We start from the raw sequence: 15,953 nt of genomic DNA, 5'->3' as shown, positions 1-15,953 counted from the left end.
GTGGCACAAGCGCGGTTTCAAACGATGGGCTTATCGGCCTACTTCTTCGGATTGGAGCCAGTGCGCAGCATTCAGCGATTTACTGACCCGGGCGAGGCTACGCATGGCCCAGCGTGGGTTCATCTCAGTTCGTTTTTTTTGGCTGCCTGCCTCTGGAATTCCGGCCAGAGCGCGCCATCTCCCGGGTCTTCCAATTTTGGTGGAATGGCCATTGCCACCAAGCGCCTGCCCGGCAGGCGGCAGGGATTTTTCTCCCGCCGTGGAGACTGGAGCGGCCGATGCGCAGTTATCTTGCCCAATCCCCTGAAATGCTCCTCCATGTTTTCCGACGATGTGCTGAACGTGATGGACGAGTTGGTGCAGCGCGCAGCCGAGGCGCTGCAGATCGATGGTCCGGTGGAACGGAACGCGTAGGAACCGCAGCTCCTTTGGTGGAGCACGAAACCGAGACATGGGCTTATTGTTTCCGGCGTGTCCGCAGCGGTTGGTCCGTTCCAAACAAATTACCGGATGCTTCCCGGGAGAATGGAGAGCGTACAAATGACCAAACACAAGGTCGGCTATCTTATCGGCAGCCTCGCAACGGCGTCGATCAACCGCAAATTGGCGACGGCGTTGGTGCGGCTTGCGCCCAAAGAGCTGGAAATGGAGGAGATTTCCTTCAGGGAACTGCCGCTTTACAGCTATGACTATGACGCTGATTTCCCACCGGAGGCGCAAGCTTTCAAAGCGGCAATCGCCGCCGTCGATGCCGTGCTGTTCGTGACGCCGGAGTACAACCGGTCGATCCCGGGCGGCCTGAAGAACGCAATAGACTGGGCCAGCCGCCCCTATGGCAGCAACTCGTTCACGCGCAAGCCGTCGGCCGTTATCGGCACCTCCCCGGGCGCAATCGGAACTGCGGTGGCGCAGCAGAGCCTGCGAAGCGTCCTCAGCTTCTGCAATTCGCCGCAGATGAACGCGCCCGAAGCCTATATCCAGTTCCGGCCCGGTCTCATCACCGATGACGGCGAGGTAACCGACCCCACCACCGAAGAGTTCCTGCGCAACTACATGGCCGAGTTCGAGGCATTCATAACGCGGGTATATACCGCCGTGCCGAAGGGGACATGACGATTGCACGTGCCGGCTGGCCCGCTTGAACGTGTCGCGAACTGTCCAGTAAGCGGCTCGACTACCGGCTGCTGTCATTGATGCGGGTCAATGCCTTCTGGGGAAACCCGTCCCACTCTGGCTGCCGCGGCATGGGCACCTCCACGACCCATCGAGCGCAGAATTTCCAAGTTTCAATGCTGAGGAGTGAGATCATGACACGCGTCAAGATGCTGGCAGGCATTGCAGTGGCCGGACTAATGATGGCGCTACCGGCGTCGCCGAGCTTTGCGCAGGAACAAACTCCCTATCAGACGGCCCAGCAGCAACAACAAGGCGGGCCGCAAGTTCAGATCAGCCCTGACCAGTTGCGTCAGATGATCCGGCAGGTCGTCCGTGAGATGATGGCGCAGCGCATGGAAGAGCAGGGAGGGCCAGAAGCCCCGAGAGGCCCGGGGCGGCCCGGAGCCGAGATGATGGGGGAGAGAGGCGGGATGATGCGCGAAAGGCTGCGTGAGCGGGCAGCCGAGGCGCGTGAAGAAGGCGGATGGCGCAAGCACCGTCACGGCCCGCCGTGGATGCGCGGCGTGGGTTTGAAGATCATCTTCGCGGTCATGGATGCCAACGGTGACGGAAAGGTGACCTTGGACGAGGTCAACGATTTCCACGCCCGCATCTTCAGGGCGATGGACGCGGATCAGAAGGGCTACTTGACCATAGAGGACATCCAGGACTTCTTCCGTGATGGCATGCATCGCGGCGGTGCTTCTGGCGATGGCGGCGGTGGAGACTACGGTCAGGAATAAGAGCTGGCCGCGCGCCACCCGCCTGTTCACGCGGAGGGTGGCGCCCAATCGAAAGTGTCGCGGCATTACACCAGGGGCATTTGCAGGAGCCCAGCTTCCCTCGAGCATAACAGTGCCGCGGCAGCCGCAGCACTCCGCGTGGTCAGCAATGAAAGTGGCGGTAGCTCGTGCTCCCAAATGCCCTTTGGCGGCCGTATGTCACATATCCTTGATCGTCCCCGGTTAGGCAGGCCCAAATCTGGAGACCGTCAATGCGCTCGACCGCACAATCAAAGCGCCCCAAAATCGGGGAGACCGTTGTCCACGCGACGGCGAGCATAAGAGATTCAACCATAGGCAGATGCTGCGAGATCTTGGAGGACAGCTCGCTGCACAGGGTCGAAGTGGGGGATTATTCCTACTTGGGGCCTCGCTGCATTGTCGGAGACGCGACGATTGGAAAGTTCTGCGCTATCGCCGCGGAAGTCAGGATTGGTGCGCCCAATCACCCGATGGACCGGCCGTCCATGCATCGTTTCAGCTACTGCCCAGAATATTACTCCGTGGATGCAGTGCGCGACGATTCCTTCTTTGATCAGCGAAGGGAAGATCGCGTTGTCATCGGGAATGATGTCTGGATTGGCCACGGGGTAATCGTGTTGCCGGGTGTAAAGGTTGGAGACGGTGCCGTGCTCGCAGCAGGCGCGGTCGTCACCAAGGACGTTAAGCCATACACTATCGCCGGTGGTGTTCCTGCAAAGATCATTCGCGAGCGGTTTACGCGAACGATCGCGGAGAGGCTCACCTCTATCGCTTGGTGGGATTGGCCATTCGAGACAATCATGGCGCGGCTCGCCGACTTTCAGTCAAGCGATATCGAGGCCTTTTGCGCGCGCTGGTCCTAGTACACCTCGCGACGCTTCTTGCTATGAAGATGCCCCACCCGGAAGGGACGGAGCATCCTGCGACGGTGCTGAGGCGGAACAGGCGACGCACGGCACAACAGCGCGGAGCGGAGGGGTTCATGGTGATGTCCAAATTCAGAACCTCACCGCGAGGTTTGCGTTGAAACCGTTATCCCGCGCGCCGGAGGCGAACTGACCGATATAGGACAAGCCGAAGCTCGAGTCGGGCGTCAGCTTGAGGTCAAGCCCGGCCTCGGCCACCGCACTGTCCCTGGCGATCGGCGCGCCGGCGATTGCGAAGGCATCACCGGCCGAGAATGCCAGCGTTGCCGTTGGCGTGGTGTCGCCAAAGGCATGCCGCCAGCCGACCAAGCCGCGCAGCGTGGCGTCAACCGTGCCGAGGCCAAGCTTGTGCTCGGCGCGCAGGCCCAGCGTGGTGAAGGTGACGTCGGTCGTGCCGCGGCGGCCGGAGAGCGCCGCCGCGCCGCCATTTTCGGCAAAGCCATTGGCATGCAGGTTGACCTGGGCGAGGTTGGCGAAGGGCTCGAAGCGGGCCCCTCCGGCCTCGATGCCATAGCCGAGCTCGCCGAAGCCTTGCAGCGTGCCGGCCCGGAAAACCGGCGTCGAGGCGCTCGGCGATGCCGGGAATGGCGACGGAGCGGCGGGTGGAGAGATCGTTCCACGTGTAGGCAAGGCCGCTCCTGAAGGCCAGATTGCCCCATTGCGTGCCGCCATAGAGGCCGAGATGGTAGTTGTCGCTCGAGCCCGACGAGAAGCGGGTCTCGACATCGAAGCGGGAGTGGCTGTAGCCGGCCATGAGGCCGAGGCGCCAGTCGCCAACCAGGCCATCGGTGCCGATCAGCAGGCCGCCGGTTGAGCCCGTGAGGCTGGCGGCATTGCCGTCGCCGTCGATCGAGCCCCACGCACCGAAGCCGTAGCTCCAGACCACCGGGCCGGCATGGTCGGGGGCCACCGCCATGGGTGTGTCGCCCGGCCCATAGGCCAGCACCGGCGTAGGCGAGGCGCCCGGCGCGGCGAAGGCGGCGCGCAGACGGTCGTCGATGGCGTTGCGCACGAAGCGGCTGTCCTCGACGAGCGCGGCCTTGGCCGAGGCGTGGATCTCGCCCGAGAGCGCATCGAAGCTGTTGCGCACGATGTCCGCATCGGCGGCCAGCACGATCGAGCGCCAGACGGCATGGCTGCTGTCGAGTGTGTCGAAGGCCGTCCCGGTGGCGATCTGGTTGCGGGTCCGGCCGAGGCTGGCGAAGGCCAGATCGTTGCGCTGCAGTTCAAGCGTCACATCGTTGCCGTTGCCGCCCTGGTAGTCGAGCAAGGCATCGAGGAAAAGCAGGTTCCGGGTCACCGGGCCGAAGGTCCCGACGACAGCGCCGGCGCTCTGCTTTTCGAGGATGGTGAAGGGACCGTTGAAGACGTCCCAGCTTGCCGCATCCGCCGGCGACAGCACCAGGTCGAGGCTTGCGCCGGTGATGTCGACCGCTCCGGCAACGACGATCTTGTCGGCCGCGCTCGGGGTCGCCTCGAGGCGCAGCGTGCCGTGGTTGGCGTAGTCGCCAAGCACATGCTGGACCCCGATGGAGTTGCCCGGCGCATGCACCGCGCCCGCCGCGATGGTGACGCTCGATCCGTTCGAGCCGAGATTGCCGGTGCCACCGAGCAGGCCGCCCGCGCCGACGGTCAGCGATCCGCCGAGCGCGCCGGCGCCGTTCCGGCCGACGATCAGGCTGCCGCCCGATACCGTCGTCGTCCCGGAAAAGCCGGAGCCGTCGCCGGTCAGCGTGGTCGTGCCGGCGTAATGGTGGAAGGCATGGGTGCCCGTGCCGCTGCTGGTCAGCGCTGCCGCGAAGGTGGTGGCGCCGCTGTGATTGAAGGTGAGCGTGGCGGCACCGTCGCCGAAATGCACGCTCGCCGCCGCCAGCGCGCCGGCGGCGACGGCTGCGTCGCCCGCCGCCGCGCCGATATTGATTGTGCCGCTGCCAGCAGCCTCCGAGCCGAGATAGACGCTTCCAGCCCCGACGGAGACGATGCCGCGGTCCGCGATGGTCAGCGTGCCGGTGCCGTAACCTCCGACACGAAGCTCTGCGGAATTCGCCCAACTCGAGGCGTTGCCGCTTGCATCCGTGCCGGAGACCGTCACCGTGCTCGTCGATCCGCCCCACGTGGCAATATAGCCATTCGTGTTGGTGACCCTGCCGCCGCCCGCGATATTCAGCGTGGCGGTGCCGGAACCTCCGACACTGAGGTTGCCCGAATTCGTCCAGATCGAGGCGTTGCCGCTTGCGTCGGTGCCGGAGACCGTCACCGTGCCCGTCGAGCCAGTAGTGGAGGCAATAGAGCCATTTGTGTTGGTGACCTTGCCACCGCCCGCGATATTCAGCGTGCCGGTGCCGGAATCACCGACAAAAAGGTAGTCGGAATTCGTCCAGGTCGAGGCGTTGCCGCTTGCGTCCGTGCCGGAGACCGTCACCGTGCCGGTCGAGCCGGCCCTGTAGCCGATCAAGCCATCTGTGTTGGTGACCCTGCCGCCGTCCGCGATGGTCAGATCGCCGGTGCCGACAACGCCGACAAAGAGGACGCCCCCGACGAGCCATGTCGGTGATGTCGCTCCGGCTGGGTCCATGTCACCGGAGCCCGTCACCGTTTGCGCCTGCGCCGGCTGGGCGCTCGCCCAGAAAATGGCCGCCAGCGCTGTGGAGAAATACAATCGGCGATGCCGGGCCGCCGTCGTCCGCCCTGCGCCTGGCGTATCCGTCAGTTGCCCCATGTCCGTCCCCCACTTCGGCGCGGGCCACCTTCGCCCGTCTGAACTGTCGCGCCTCAAGGAACGTACATGCGGAAATGAAAGTCGCCCGAAATTCTATTCGTCAAGCAAATAGCAGATGTCTAGATAATCTATTCTTGTTCGTCAAATCCGCGCCTTTCAATTGTTGTTTCCCTTTAAGAGGCCCATCCGAAAGGGTCGAAGGACCGACCAGGGCCATTCGGGGATCGCCGCAATTGCATCCGACGCAGCCTCCTTGACTACTGGTCGGCTGGCCGCGAGCAAACTTCGTCGCCAACGGTCGCCAAGCTGTCATCAAATTGCGCTAGCGCAGGGCCGCTGCAATGTGAGATCGGCCCGCCATGAACACAATCGCCCCGGGTAATGTCCTCGCCAATCGCAGGTTCTCACTCGCGGACCAGACGGCTTGAGCGGCCTGCCGCGCTCTCTTCCCAGTTTCAACCAGGCAAGACGATGAACAAGACCAACACACTCGGGCACAATTTTCGCGGTCCCGTTTCGACAGCCATTTTTGACTGGGCCGGCACGGTTCTCGATTTTGGTTGCATTGCGCCGGTGGCGGCATTTCGTGAGGCCTTCGCCGAGGATGGGGTGGCCATCTCGGAGGCCGAGGCGCGCGCCCCCATGGGCGCCGCCAAGCGCGAACACCTCGAGATGATTCTCGCCCAGCCCGCCGTCGCCGAGCGCTGGCAGGCGAACAAGGGCGGCGTGTCCACACCAGCGGATGTGGAGCGCCTCTACGCGGCGTTCCTGCGCATCGATGAGGTCCAGTGCGCGCGCTACAGTGCGCTTATTCCGGGGGCGCTCGAAACCATCGCCGCGCTTCGCAGCCGCGCCATCGCCATCGGCAGCACCACGGGCTATCCCCGCAGTGTGATGAACAACCTGATGCCGCTCGCCAAGGCGCAGGGCTATAAGCCGGATCATTGTGTTACGGTGAGCGATGTCAAACGTGGTCGGCCCTATCCGGACATGGTTCTGGACAATGCCATCGCGCTTGGCGCGCCAGATGTGCGCGCCTGCGTGGTGGTGGACGATAGCCCAACGGGTCTGGTTTCGGCTCGTGCCGCCGGCATGTGGGCTGTCGGTATCGTCGCCAGCGGCAATGAAATCGGTTTGTCGCTCGCCGACTGGCAGGCGCTGGACGAGGCGGCCCAGGACGCGCATCGGCAGCGTGCAGGACGCGTGCTGCGCGAAGCGGGCGCCCACTACACGATCGATACCATTGCCGATCTCCTGCCGGTGATCGAAGCCATCGACGCCCGTTTGCGGGCCGGAGACAAGCCGTGACGCGGTCGTGAAAACGAGCGAACTTACCGCCTGCGGCCGGCTCCGCATCAGTCCCGGCGAGAGCCGGATGCCGGTCACATCGCCGATGATCACTGCCAGCTCGCAATAGTCGCCAAGGTTCACCATAGCGGAATAGCGGACGTCCACTTTTAGGGCCTCACCCCATTCTTCGATTCTGGTGGCAGTGACAGGCCGCTTATTGACTCGTGATTCAAAATCCTCCTACGCTGCTTCCATAAAGATCCAGAAAATCAACTGGAGGGGAGCAATATGCAGCGCATCAAGTTCATCGACAGGATGGCATCGGGCGCACTGACAAGGCGCCAAATGCTCCAGGGTGCAGCCGCATTCGGCGTGGGCCTTACTTTGTCACCCAGATTGTCGGCCGCTGCGGAAGTTCTGACGTGTCTCGAATGGACGGGCTACGACAGCGACGACTACTTCCGATCCTATGTCGGCAAGCATGGGACTGCCCCGAGCTTTTCCACCTTCGGTGGGGAAGAAGAAGCGCTGGCCAAGGTGCGGGCGGGCTTTGCCGCGGATCTCATGCACCCTTGCAACTATTCCGTCGGACGCTTCGTGGAGGCCGGTCTGACGGTGCCGATCGACACCGCCAAGCTCTCCAACTGGAAAGATGTTTTCCCTGCGCTTCAGACGGCGGACGGCGTGGTCGTGAATGGAGACGTGGTGATGGCGCCGGCCGACTGGGGCAACGCCAGCATCGCCTACCGTCCCGACCTGATCGGAGATGCCTTCAAGGACGGGGAGAGCTGGGGGATCTTCTACGACGGCGCCTTCGAGGGCAAGGTGTCGATGCTCGATGATCCGCTCGCTATCGCCATCGGCCAGATGGTCAAGGGCGTGAGCTACCGTGACGCCAATCTCCTCACCGGCGACAAGCTCCAGGCTGCCAAGGAGTTCGGGGCCAAGGCGGTGAAGAATTCGCGCTTCCTCTGGACCGACTCGACCGAGCTGCAGCAAGGCCTGGCCTCGGGTGAGATCGTCGCTGCCTATGCCTGGAACGACACCGTGAAGAACCTCCTCGCGGAAGGGATCGAGGCCAGATATGCCAAGCCGAAGGAGGGGTACTTCACCTGGTTCTGCGGCATGACGATCCTCAATTCCGGCAAGGCGGACCCGGCGCTCGCCTATGATTTCATAGATGCGTGGCTCTCGCCGGAAACCGGCAAGCTCCTGATCGAAGGCTCGGGTTTCGGTCACGCCAACATGAAGGCCTTCGAGATATCCGACCCCGAAGCGGTCAAGGCCATGGGCATCACCGATCCCATCGAGCACATGAAGAGTGCGATCCTTTTCGAGCCGCAGCCAAGCCCGGTGGTCAATGAGCAGCAGAAGGTCTGGGAAGAGATCAAGGCGCTGAAGCTGTATTCGCCATGAAGGTCGCGCCGGATCGTCAGGTGCGGGCATGGCGAAAGCGGAGCGTCGGCTACGGGCTCGTCGCCTCGATTCTGCTGGTGCTCCTTGCTCCGCTCTTTGCGCTTGTCGTCCTGAGCTTCTGGACCCAGCACGGCTTTGCCATCGATCGGACGCCTACGCTCGCCAACTACTGGAGCCTTATTGAACCTTCGGCGACGGCAACAGTCTATTTCGGCATTCCCTTCTATCTGAAGAATCCCGTGCCGGCGATTCTGCTGCTGAAGTCGCTGGCGATATCATTGGTCGCCACTTTGGCGGTCCTGCTCGTCGCCTACCCGATGGCTTACTTTCTCGCCTTTCGGGTGAAGCGCTACAAGGTGCTCTGGCTGATCCTGATCACCATTCCGTTCTGGACGAGCTACCTGCTGCGGGTCTTTGCCTGGAAGATCGTCCTCGGCTTCAACGGCGCAATCAATTCAGGGCTGATCAGCCTCGGCCTGATCGACAAGCCGCTGGACTTCCTTCTCTACAACCCCTTTGCCGTCATCATCACCCTCATCCATGCCTGGGTGACCTTCGCCATCCTGCCGATCTACGTCTCCCTCGAGAAAGTCGATCGCACGCTGCTGGAGGCGGCGACGGACCTCGGCGACGACCGCTGGGTCCGCTTCCGCCGGATCACTTTCCCGCTTTCATTGCCGGGCGTCATCGCCGCGGCACTGCTCGTCTTCATTCCGACGGTCGGCGACTACGTCACGCCGACGCTGGTCGGCGGGCCAGGGGGAACAATGATCGGCAACTCCATCCAGACGCTGTTCTTCAAGCAGGACAATGCGCCGCTTGGCGCCGCGGTTTCGATCGTCATGATGCTGGTGATCGCAGCCCTTTGCGCCTTGTTTCTCTGGGCGGTCGGCTACAGCCGGTTGCGCGAACGGGGCGCACGATGAAACGGCGGTTCCGCTTCCTCACACTTTACGCCGCGTTCTTTCTCATATTCCTCTATGCGCCGACGGTGCTGCTGCCGCTGTTTTCGTTCAACGACAACACCTTCGCCGTCTTCCCGCTGAAGGGCTTCACGCTGAGGCACTATGGAGCCATGGCCGGCAACATCGCCATGATCGATGCGCTGGCAAACAGCCTCATCGTCGGGACCATCACTTCGCTGCTCGCCACGGCCATCAGCATCCCGCTTGCAATCGCGCTGACACGCCGCCTCCTGCCGGTCAGCGGGCTGGTTCTATTTACGGTGACGCTGCCGCTTGTTGTGCCGTCGATCGTCTTTGCTGTCGCCTTCCTCATCCTGCTCGTGCGAATCCTGCAGATCGAGCTTTCATTGCTGACGATCACGCTTGCGCACATTTTTCTCTGCCTGCCATTTTCGGTGATGGTGATGATGTCGCGGCTCGACGGGCTCGATCGCAGTCTGGAAGAAGCCTCGCGCGATCTTGGCGAGACGGCACTCGGCACCTTCCGGCGCATCACGCTGCCGCTGATCTCCCCGGCGGTCATTTCCAGCCTCTTGATGTGCTTCATCACCTCGTTCGACGAGTTTGTACTGGCCTTCTTCCTCAGCGGCACGCGACCGACCTTGCCGGTGTTTCTGTTTGGACAACTTCGCTTTCCCAACAAGCTGCCCTCGGTGCTGGCGCTAGGCTCGCTGATCCTGATCGCCTCCACCATCCTCGTCATCGTGTCGGAACTCATTCGGCGCAGAGAAGGCGCCGCATCAAAGTCCGAAGCTCTCGAACTGCCCATTCAAGCCAACGCAACATAGAGGCGATCATGCTCCGACCTGAACTTATCGTCGTGAATGCCAATATCGTCACCATGGATCCGCTGACGCCGGGGGCGGAGGCCCTCGCGGTGGTCGACGGCCGCGTGGCGGCGCTGGGAACAAGCGCCGAAATCCGGGCACTTGCGTGCGCAGATACGCAGGTCGTCGATGCGGGCGGTCGCCTGGTCCTGCCCGGCTTTCAGGACACGCATATCCATTTGCAGGACAGCGGCTACCACTACGGCATGACCGCGGCGCTCGACGACGCCCGTACGCCGCAGGACCTCCAGGCGATCCATCGCGAATTTGCGGCCAGCAACGACGGCAGCTGGGTCAATGGCGTCGGCTGGAATACGGGCATATTCACCGAGCACAATCTCGATCGCCATGTGCTGGACGCGGTCGTGCCGGATCGGCCATGTTTCATCCTTGCCGGGGACGGACACAATGCCTGCATCAACACCAGGGCCTGCGAAGCGGTCGGACTGGTCAAGGGTACAGCCGATCCGCACAACGGCCATTTCGTCGTTGACGCCGCCGGAGTGCCGACCGGCCTGCTCTATGAAGATGCGGTGAAGTGGGTCGAGGATCGCATGCCCGAGGTGACCGATGCCGACTATGCCGACGGCGTCCGCTACGGGCAGGCGCTCTGCAATCGCAATGGCATCACCGGGGTCCTCGACGCACTCGTCGAAGAGCGTCATGCACGTGTATACAAGGGCATGGCTACGCGGGGGGAGCTGACGGTTCGCGTCTGCGCCACGGCCAAGGTCTTTCCTCGGGAGACTACGTCTGCGGCCCTTGCGCGTGTGAACGAGCTTCGCAGCAACAATGCCCTTGAGATGTTCCGCATCCACTCGGCGAAGTTCTTCCTTGACGGCGTCATGGAGAACCGTACGGCAGTGATGCTCGAGGACTACTCCGATGAGATCGGTGGTAATGCACCTTTGATGTTCGGATACGAGCAGGTGAAGGAACTCTTTGTCGCCTTCGACGCCGCCCGCTACCAGATTCATGTGCATGTGATCGGCGACGGCGCCGTGCGTGCTGCACTCGACGGGCTGGAGGCGGCAAAGGAAAAGAACGGGCTTTGGCCGAGCCACCACCAACTTGCGCACATCCAGTGCATAGACCCGGCCGACATTCCGCGTTTTCGCAAGCTTGGGGCAGTCGCCAACGTTCAGGCACTTTGGGCGCGAAACGAACCCTCCGTAACCGATGTGGCGCTACCGATGGTAGGTGAAGAGCGAGGCAAATGGATGTACGCGTTCCGCTCGCTGATCGATGCGGGTGCCGACTGGACGCTCTCCTCCGACTGGGGCGTATCGACGCTCAACCCGTTCCAGATCATGGAGACCGCGCTCACACGCCAGCCTCCCAGGAGGAATGGCGATCATCCGGTCTTCCTCGCCGAACAGCGGCTAACCCGAGAGGAGTGCATCAAGGGCTACACCGTCAACGCTGCGCGCGCGGCCTGGCGCGATGCGAGCACAGGCTCGCTATCTGTCGGCAAACACGCCGATCTTATTGTCCTCGACCGGAATATCTTGACCTGCGATGTCTACGATATCGGCGACACGGAAGTGCTGTTGACCCTGCTGGGTGGAAGGCAGGTGCACCGCTCAGAAGCCTTTGCGTCATAGTTGGCGTGCTCAACGGGGCTTTTGGGAACGGCTGAATGGGAGCGCAAAGGGTCTGCTGCGCATCATCGCGGTGGTCACGAGAGGAGTTGCGTGTGCGGGGCTCAGGAGGGCTCCCAACCTGTAGCAGTGTCTCGAACCTGCTTGAGCCCGAGTCTTGACGAGCCCATCTGGTCGGACCAAAATCTCCAAGAGTGCATAAGGCAGCACTCGGGAGGGGAAATGGCCTCGATCAAGCTCTTTTCGGGCGCGTTCGGGCATGTGTCGGTTCTGAGTGCGGCCAGCGACCTGGTCACACATGCTCATACAGAGGCGCACATCATCGTCTGGCTCGAGGGCGATCCGGGCTCGATGATCGTCGGCGGCAAGGAAGTGCGGCTTGGGCCGGACGAAGCAATCTGCGTGAACTCCATGCAGCCGCACAGCCATCATTTCCCGGAAGGCAAGCCGGGCTCGTTCCTCGCCTTTTATATCCGGCCCGAATGGGCGGCTCTGCGGCTTGGACGCAAGCCGGGCGAGCCGCTGTTTCGCAGACCCGCCGCACCGCTGGACGACGAATTGCGCACGACAACGACGGGGCTCTTCAACGCTCTCACGGGCGCTGTCGAAGCGGGTGACTTCGCCGCTTACGAAATCGAGCGCATGACAGAACGGCTGATCGAGGCAATCGATGCCGCGCAATTGCCGATGTCTACCCGGGCGGGGAAAGCCGGGCATCTCGACTACCGCATTCGCAAGGCGCTGGCCTTGATGGAGGCCAATCTATGCGGCCGCGTCGGACTTGACGAGGTGGCGCGCAGCGTCGGGCTTTCGCGGCCGCATTTCTTCACGCTGTTCAAGGACCAGATGAAGCTGACGCCGAACGTCTACTGGAACACGCTGCGCATGGAGGAGGCGCTGCGGCAGATCAAGGGCTCGGAGGAGCCCCTCACCTCAGTTGCCTGCAATCTCGGTTTCACGACGCAAGCCAACTTCACCCGCTTCTTCCGCGACCATGCCGGCGTCGCCCCAACGCTCTACCGCGAGGCGGCGCGCGCCGGGGCCTGAACTTTTTCAGACTTCTCGATAAGGCTTCCAGACGCATCGATAAGCGAGGCTTCCCGGCGGCGCTAGGCTGATCCTTGTTGCAACGGGAGGAGCCGGCATGCCGACAGTGACCATCTCAAGCGTGATCGACGCGCCCGTCGAAAAGGTCTGGCAGCGCATTCGCGACTACAACGGATTGCCGAGCTGGCACCCGCGCATGGTGGAAAGCCATATCGAGGACGGGAGGGCAGCAACCGACATAGGCTGCGTGCGCAATTTCAAGGTGGTCAGCGGCGCCACCATCCGCGAAAAACTGCTGGCCTTCTCCGATGACGATCATCTCGTCAGCTACTCGATCATCGAGACGCCGCAGCCGATCTCGAACCACGAGGCGACACTGCAACTGCGCCGCGTGACCGATGGCGAGCGCACCTATGCGGAGTGGACCGCCACCTTCGATACCCCTGCCGATCAGGCCGAGACCGTTGCCAAGGGCATGGGGGAAAATGTCTTCCAGGGTGGTTTCGACGCGCTGAAAAACCATTTCGCCGACGCGTAAGGAGGCGGCCATGCCACTCTCGCTACAGACCTTTGCCACGGTCGAGGAGGCCAGTGTGGCCCTGCGAGCCGCCGGCACGCGCTATCTCGGCGGCGGAACGCTGTGCGTACGCGCGGCCAATGAAGGCGACCTGTCGTTTGGCACATTCGTGCGCTCCGCGGAGAAATCACTGCGCGAAATCCGCATGGCCGAGGGCGTCGTGAGCATCGGAGCGTCGGTCACGATGGCCGAGATCGCGCGCCACAAGAAGCTGTCGCCCATCGCCAATGCCGCGCGCGCCGTCGGCGGACCCGCCGTGCGCAACATGGCGACCGTCGGCGGAAACCTCTTCGCGCCTTCGCCCTATGGCGATTTTGCGGTGGCGCTGCTGGCGCTGGACGCGGCGGTGACGATCGAAGGCCGCGAAATGCCGCTCGACGCCTTCTTACCGAACCGCGATGCGGCCAGCGGGATCGCCACCGGCGTGCGCTTCGGCCTGCGCGGGGCAGAAAACTTTCGCTTCCTGAAGGTGTCGCGGGTCAAGCCGAAGGGCGTTTCCGTGCTTAGCATCGCGGCGGTCGTCGAATTGGCGGCGGACGGCACGGTTGCATATGCACGCCTCGCGCTCGGCTGCATGGCGGACCGGCCGATCCGCGCAAAAGGAGCGGAGGAAGCACTGATCGGCAAGCCTCTCACGGCAGTGGGCGTCGCCGGGGCAATCGAACGCGCGGGCGAAGGTATCGACCCGCCGACCGATCCGGTCGCCAGCGCCTGGTATCGCCGGGAGGTACTGCCGGTGCATCTGCGCCGACTGCTGGTCGGTTGACGAGAATCTACCCAGCCGAGCGCCAGGGAGGAGACGATGGCGAAGAAGGTTCCAGTCGAACTGACGCTGAATGGCGAGGAGCGCGCCGAGTTCGTGGAGAGCGGCTCGACGCTGCTCAACGCGCTGCGCGAGAGGTTCGGCGATACCTCGCCGAAGGGCGGCTGCCACCAGGGCACATGCGGCGCCTGTTCGGTCCTGATTGATGGCGAACTGACGCTCTCTTGTCTCGTATTGGCGGAAAGCTGCCGGGACAGGCAAATCGTCACCACTGCCGGTCTCACCAGAGAGGGCGTCATGCATCCGCTGCAACGCGCCTTCCTCGACGGGTTTGCGGCGCAGTGCGGTTTTTGCACGCCGGGCATGATCATGGCCGCCAAGGCGCTTCTCGACACTACGCCCGATCCGAGCCGCGAAGAGGTGATCGAGGCGCTTTCCGGCAACATCTGCCGCTGCACCGGCTACGAGCCCATCATCCAGGCCGTGCTTTCAGCGGCGCGCGCCAATACGCTCAACATGGCCTGAGGAGGAAGGCATGATCCGCCTCGCTAAGGAATACTTTTCCGACGAACGTCAGGACGATCTCAATCAGATCGGACAGAGCCTGCAGCGCTCCGACGTGCCGGGGCACGTGACCGGCAAGACCGCCTATTTCGCTGACCGCAGCTTCCCCGGCATGCTCCATCTGAAGATGGTGCGCAGCCCGCACCATCACGCGCGCATCCGCTCCATCGATGTGTCGGAAGCGGAGCGGCATCCGGGTGTCGTGCGAGTACTGACCCACAAGGACGTGCCGCACAATGTCTACACGATCCTGATCCTCATCCAGATCGGCCCGGAAGACGAACAGGTGCTCGCCGCCGACAAGGTGCGCTGGAAGGGCGAGGCGGTGGTGGCGGTGCTGGCCGACAGCGAGCGCGCCGCGCATGAGGCCGCGGCCAAGGTGAAGGTGGACTATGAGGTGCTGCCCGCCGTGCTCGACATGGATGCCGCACTCGCTCCGGGCGCGCCCATCGTCAACGAGTACCACGGCAACAACTACTACACCTATGACAGCGGCAGCCACCGCAAGGTGCGCTTCGGAGACGTCGAGAGGGGGTTTGCCGAGGCCGATCACATATTGGAACAGACCTACGAATCTTCGCCCATCGAGCAGGCGCCGACCGAGACCACCGGCTGCATCGTCGTGCCGGAAGGCAATGACCGCTTCACCTGCTACACCAATACCCAGGCGCTGTTCTTCACGCTCGACAACACCTCGATCATCCTGCAGATGCCCGGGCACAAGCTGCATTTCGTCGGCGGCACCGTGGGCGGCGGCTTCGGCGGCAAGGTGGACGTGATAGTCGAGCCGATCGCCATCCTGGCTTCCCGGCTAACCGGCAGGCCGGTCAGCTTCATCTACAGCCGTTATGAGGAAATGCAGATTTCCTCGCCCCGCGCGGCAGAAAAGATCGTGATCAAGGACGGCGTGACCCGCGACGGGCGCATCCTGGCGCGCAAGGTCACCGGCTACACCGACGCCGGCGCCTATTCGCGCCACTCGCCCTATGGAGCGCAAAAGGGTGCGGCGCACTATCCCGGCCCCTATACGGTGCCCAATGTGTGGATCGACACTTACTGCGTCTACACCAACCGCACGCCGTCATCCGCCATGCGCGGCTTCGGCGTCACCATCGCCGATTTCGCGCTTGAAGTGCAGATGGACAAGCTGGCGCGGTTGATCGGCATGGATCCGCTCGAATTCCGCTTCATCAACGCCTATCGCGACGGCGACATGAAGGCCCATCGTCAGCCGACCGAAGGCGCGGCGCTGATTGAATGCATGCAGGAAGCGTCGAGGGCGGCAAACTGGCCGGTGGCCGAAAAATACCTGCGAATGTCTTCCTACAAGGAGGTCTGA

General features: G+C 63.0%; 14 protein-coding genes and 1 pseudogene. 13 read left to right on the top strand and 2 right to left on the bottom strand.

The window, feature by feature from the left end:
- The first annotated feature begins 540 nt into the window (after nt 1-540).
- From ABLE86_RS21645 to ABLE86_RS21635, 3 genes are all read left to right on the top strand, one after another.
- Nucleotides 541-1,113 (top strand): NADPH-dependent FMN reductase, encoded by a 573-nt coding sequence (locus tag ABLE86_RS21645; protein ID WP_348781066.1) that lies wholly within the window; start codon nt 541-543, stop codon nt 1,111-1,113.
- Nucleotides 1,114-1,307: 194 nt separating this feature from the next.
- The gene (locus ABLE86_RS21640; protein ID WP_348781065.1) at nt 1,308-1,898 is read left to right on the top strand and encodes an EF-hand domain-containing protein; all 591 of its coding nucleotides are present in this window, start codon (nt 1,308-1,310) and stop codon (nt 1,896-1,898) included.
- Nucleotides 1,899-2,149: 251 nt separating this feature from the next.
- Nucleotides 2,150-2,782, top strand: coding sequence for a DapH/DapD/GlmU-related protein (locus ABLE86_RS21635; protein WP_348781064.1), 633 nt, complete (start codon nt 2,150-2,152; stop codon nt 2,780-2,782).
- 135 nt (nt 2,783-2,917) lie between these two features.
- Here ABLE86_RS21635 and ABLE86_RS21630 read toward each other — a convergent pair whose 3' ends face one another.
- Together ABLE86_RS21630 and ABLE86_RS21625 are read right to left on the bottom strand one after the other, a co-directional pair.
- A complete protein-coding gene (locus tag ABLE86_RS21630; RefSeq protein WP_348781063.1) occupies nt 2,918-3,517 on the bottom strand; it encodes an autotransporter domain-containing protein in 600 nt (199 codons plus the stop codon).
- Nucleotides 3,459-5,420 (bottom strand): annotated as a pseudogene (locus tag ABLE86_RS21625) (autotransporter outer membrane beta-barrel domain-containing protein); the annotation flags it as partial. The gene ABLE86_RS21630 and the pseudogene ABLE86_RS21625, both read right to left, overlap by 59 nt.
- Nucleotides 5,421-6,035: 615 nt before the next feature.
- Here ABLE86_RS21625 and phnX point away from each other — a divergent pair.
- The 10 genes from phnX to ABLE86_RS21575 all read left to right on the top strand — a co-directional run bounded on the left by phnX (nt 6,036) and on the right by ABLE86_RS21575 (nt 15,953).
- Complete coding sequence (phnX, locus tag ABLE86_RS21620; RefSeq protein ID WP_348781062.1) at nt 6,036-6,872, top strand: phosphonoacetaldehyde hydrolase; 837 nt, start codon at nt 6,036-6,038, stop codon at nt 6,870-6,872.
- Nucleotides 6,873-7,142: 270 nt separating this feature from the next.
- Complete coding sequence (locus ABLE86_RS21615) at nt 7,143-8,270, top strand: extracellular solute-binding protein (RefSeq protein WP_348781061.1); 1,128 nt, start codon at nt 7,143-7,145, stop codon at nt 8,268-8,270.
- Nucleotides 8,267-9,196, top strand: coding sequence for an ABC transporter permease (locus ABLE86_RS21610; RefSeq protein WP_348781060.1), 930 nt, complete (start codon nt 8,267-8,269; stop codon nt 9,194-9,196). The genes ABLE86_RS21615 and ABLE86_RS21610 overlap by 4 nt, the downstream gene beginning before the upstream one ends.
- Entirely contained in the window at nt 9,193-10,023 is an 831-nt protein-coding gene (locus ABLE86_RS21605) for an ABC transporter permease (RefSeq protein WP_348781059.1), read from the top strand. Before ABLE86_RS21610 ends, ABLE86_RS21605 begins: the two co-directional genes overlap by 4 nt.
- A gap of 32 nt (nt 10,024-10,055) precedes the next feature.
- Nucleotides 10,056-11,666: an amidohydrolase gene (locus ABLE86_RS21600; RefSeq protein WP_348781058.1), complete on the top strand. Its 1,611-nt coding sequence runs from the start codon at nt 10,056-10,058 to the stop codon at nt 11,664-11,666.
- A gap of 219 nt (nt 11,667-11,885) precedes the next feature.
- The gene (locus ABLE86_RS21595) at nt 11,886-12,710 is read left to right on the top strand and encodes an AraC family transcriptional regulator (protein WP_348781057.1); all 825 of its coding nucleotides are present in this window, start codon (nt 11,886-11,888) and stop codon (nt 12,708-12,710) included.
- Between the two features lie 97 nt (nt 12,711-12,807).
- Nucleotides 12,808-13,248 carry an SRPBCC family protein gene (locus ABLE86_RS21590; RefSeq protein ID WP_348781056.1) on the top strand — a complete coding sequence of 147 codons (441 nt, stop codon included), beginning with the start codon at nt 12,808-12,810 and terminating at the stop codon, nt 13,246-13,248.
- A gap of 10 nt (nt 13,249-13,258) precedes the next feature.
- Nucleotides 13,259-14,053 (top strand): FAD binding domain-containing protein, encoded by a 795-nt coding sequence (locus ABLE86_RS21585; RefSeq protein ID WP_348781055.1) that lies wholly within the window; start codon nt 13,259-13,261, stop codon nt 14,051-14,053.
- Between the two features lie 36 nt (nt 14,054-14,089).
- Nucleotides 14,090-14,575 (top strand): (2Fe-2S)-binding protein, encoded by a 486-nt coding sequence (locus ABLE86_RS21580; protein ID WP_348781054.1) that lies wholly within the window; start codon nt 14,090-14,092, stop codon nt 14,573-14,575.
- A 10-nt stretch (nt 14,576-14,585) separates the two neighbouring features.
- Nucleotides 14,586-15,953 carry a xanthine dehydrogenase family protein molybdopterin-binding subunit gene (locus tag ABLE86_RS21575; protein WP_348781053.1) on the top strand — a complete coding sequence of 456 codons (1,368 nt, stop codon included), beginning with the start codon at nt 14,586-14,588 and terminating at the stop codon, nt 15,951-15,953.

This window comes from Mesorhizobium sp. KR2-14 (assembly GCF_040049255.1).
GTDB lineage: Bacteria > Pseudomonadota > Alphaproteobacteria > Rhizobiales > Rhizobiaceae > Pseudaminobacter.
This window is presented reverse-complemented; position numbering and strand designations above follow the sequence as displayed.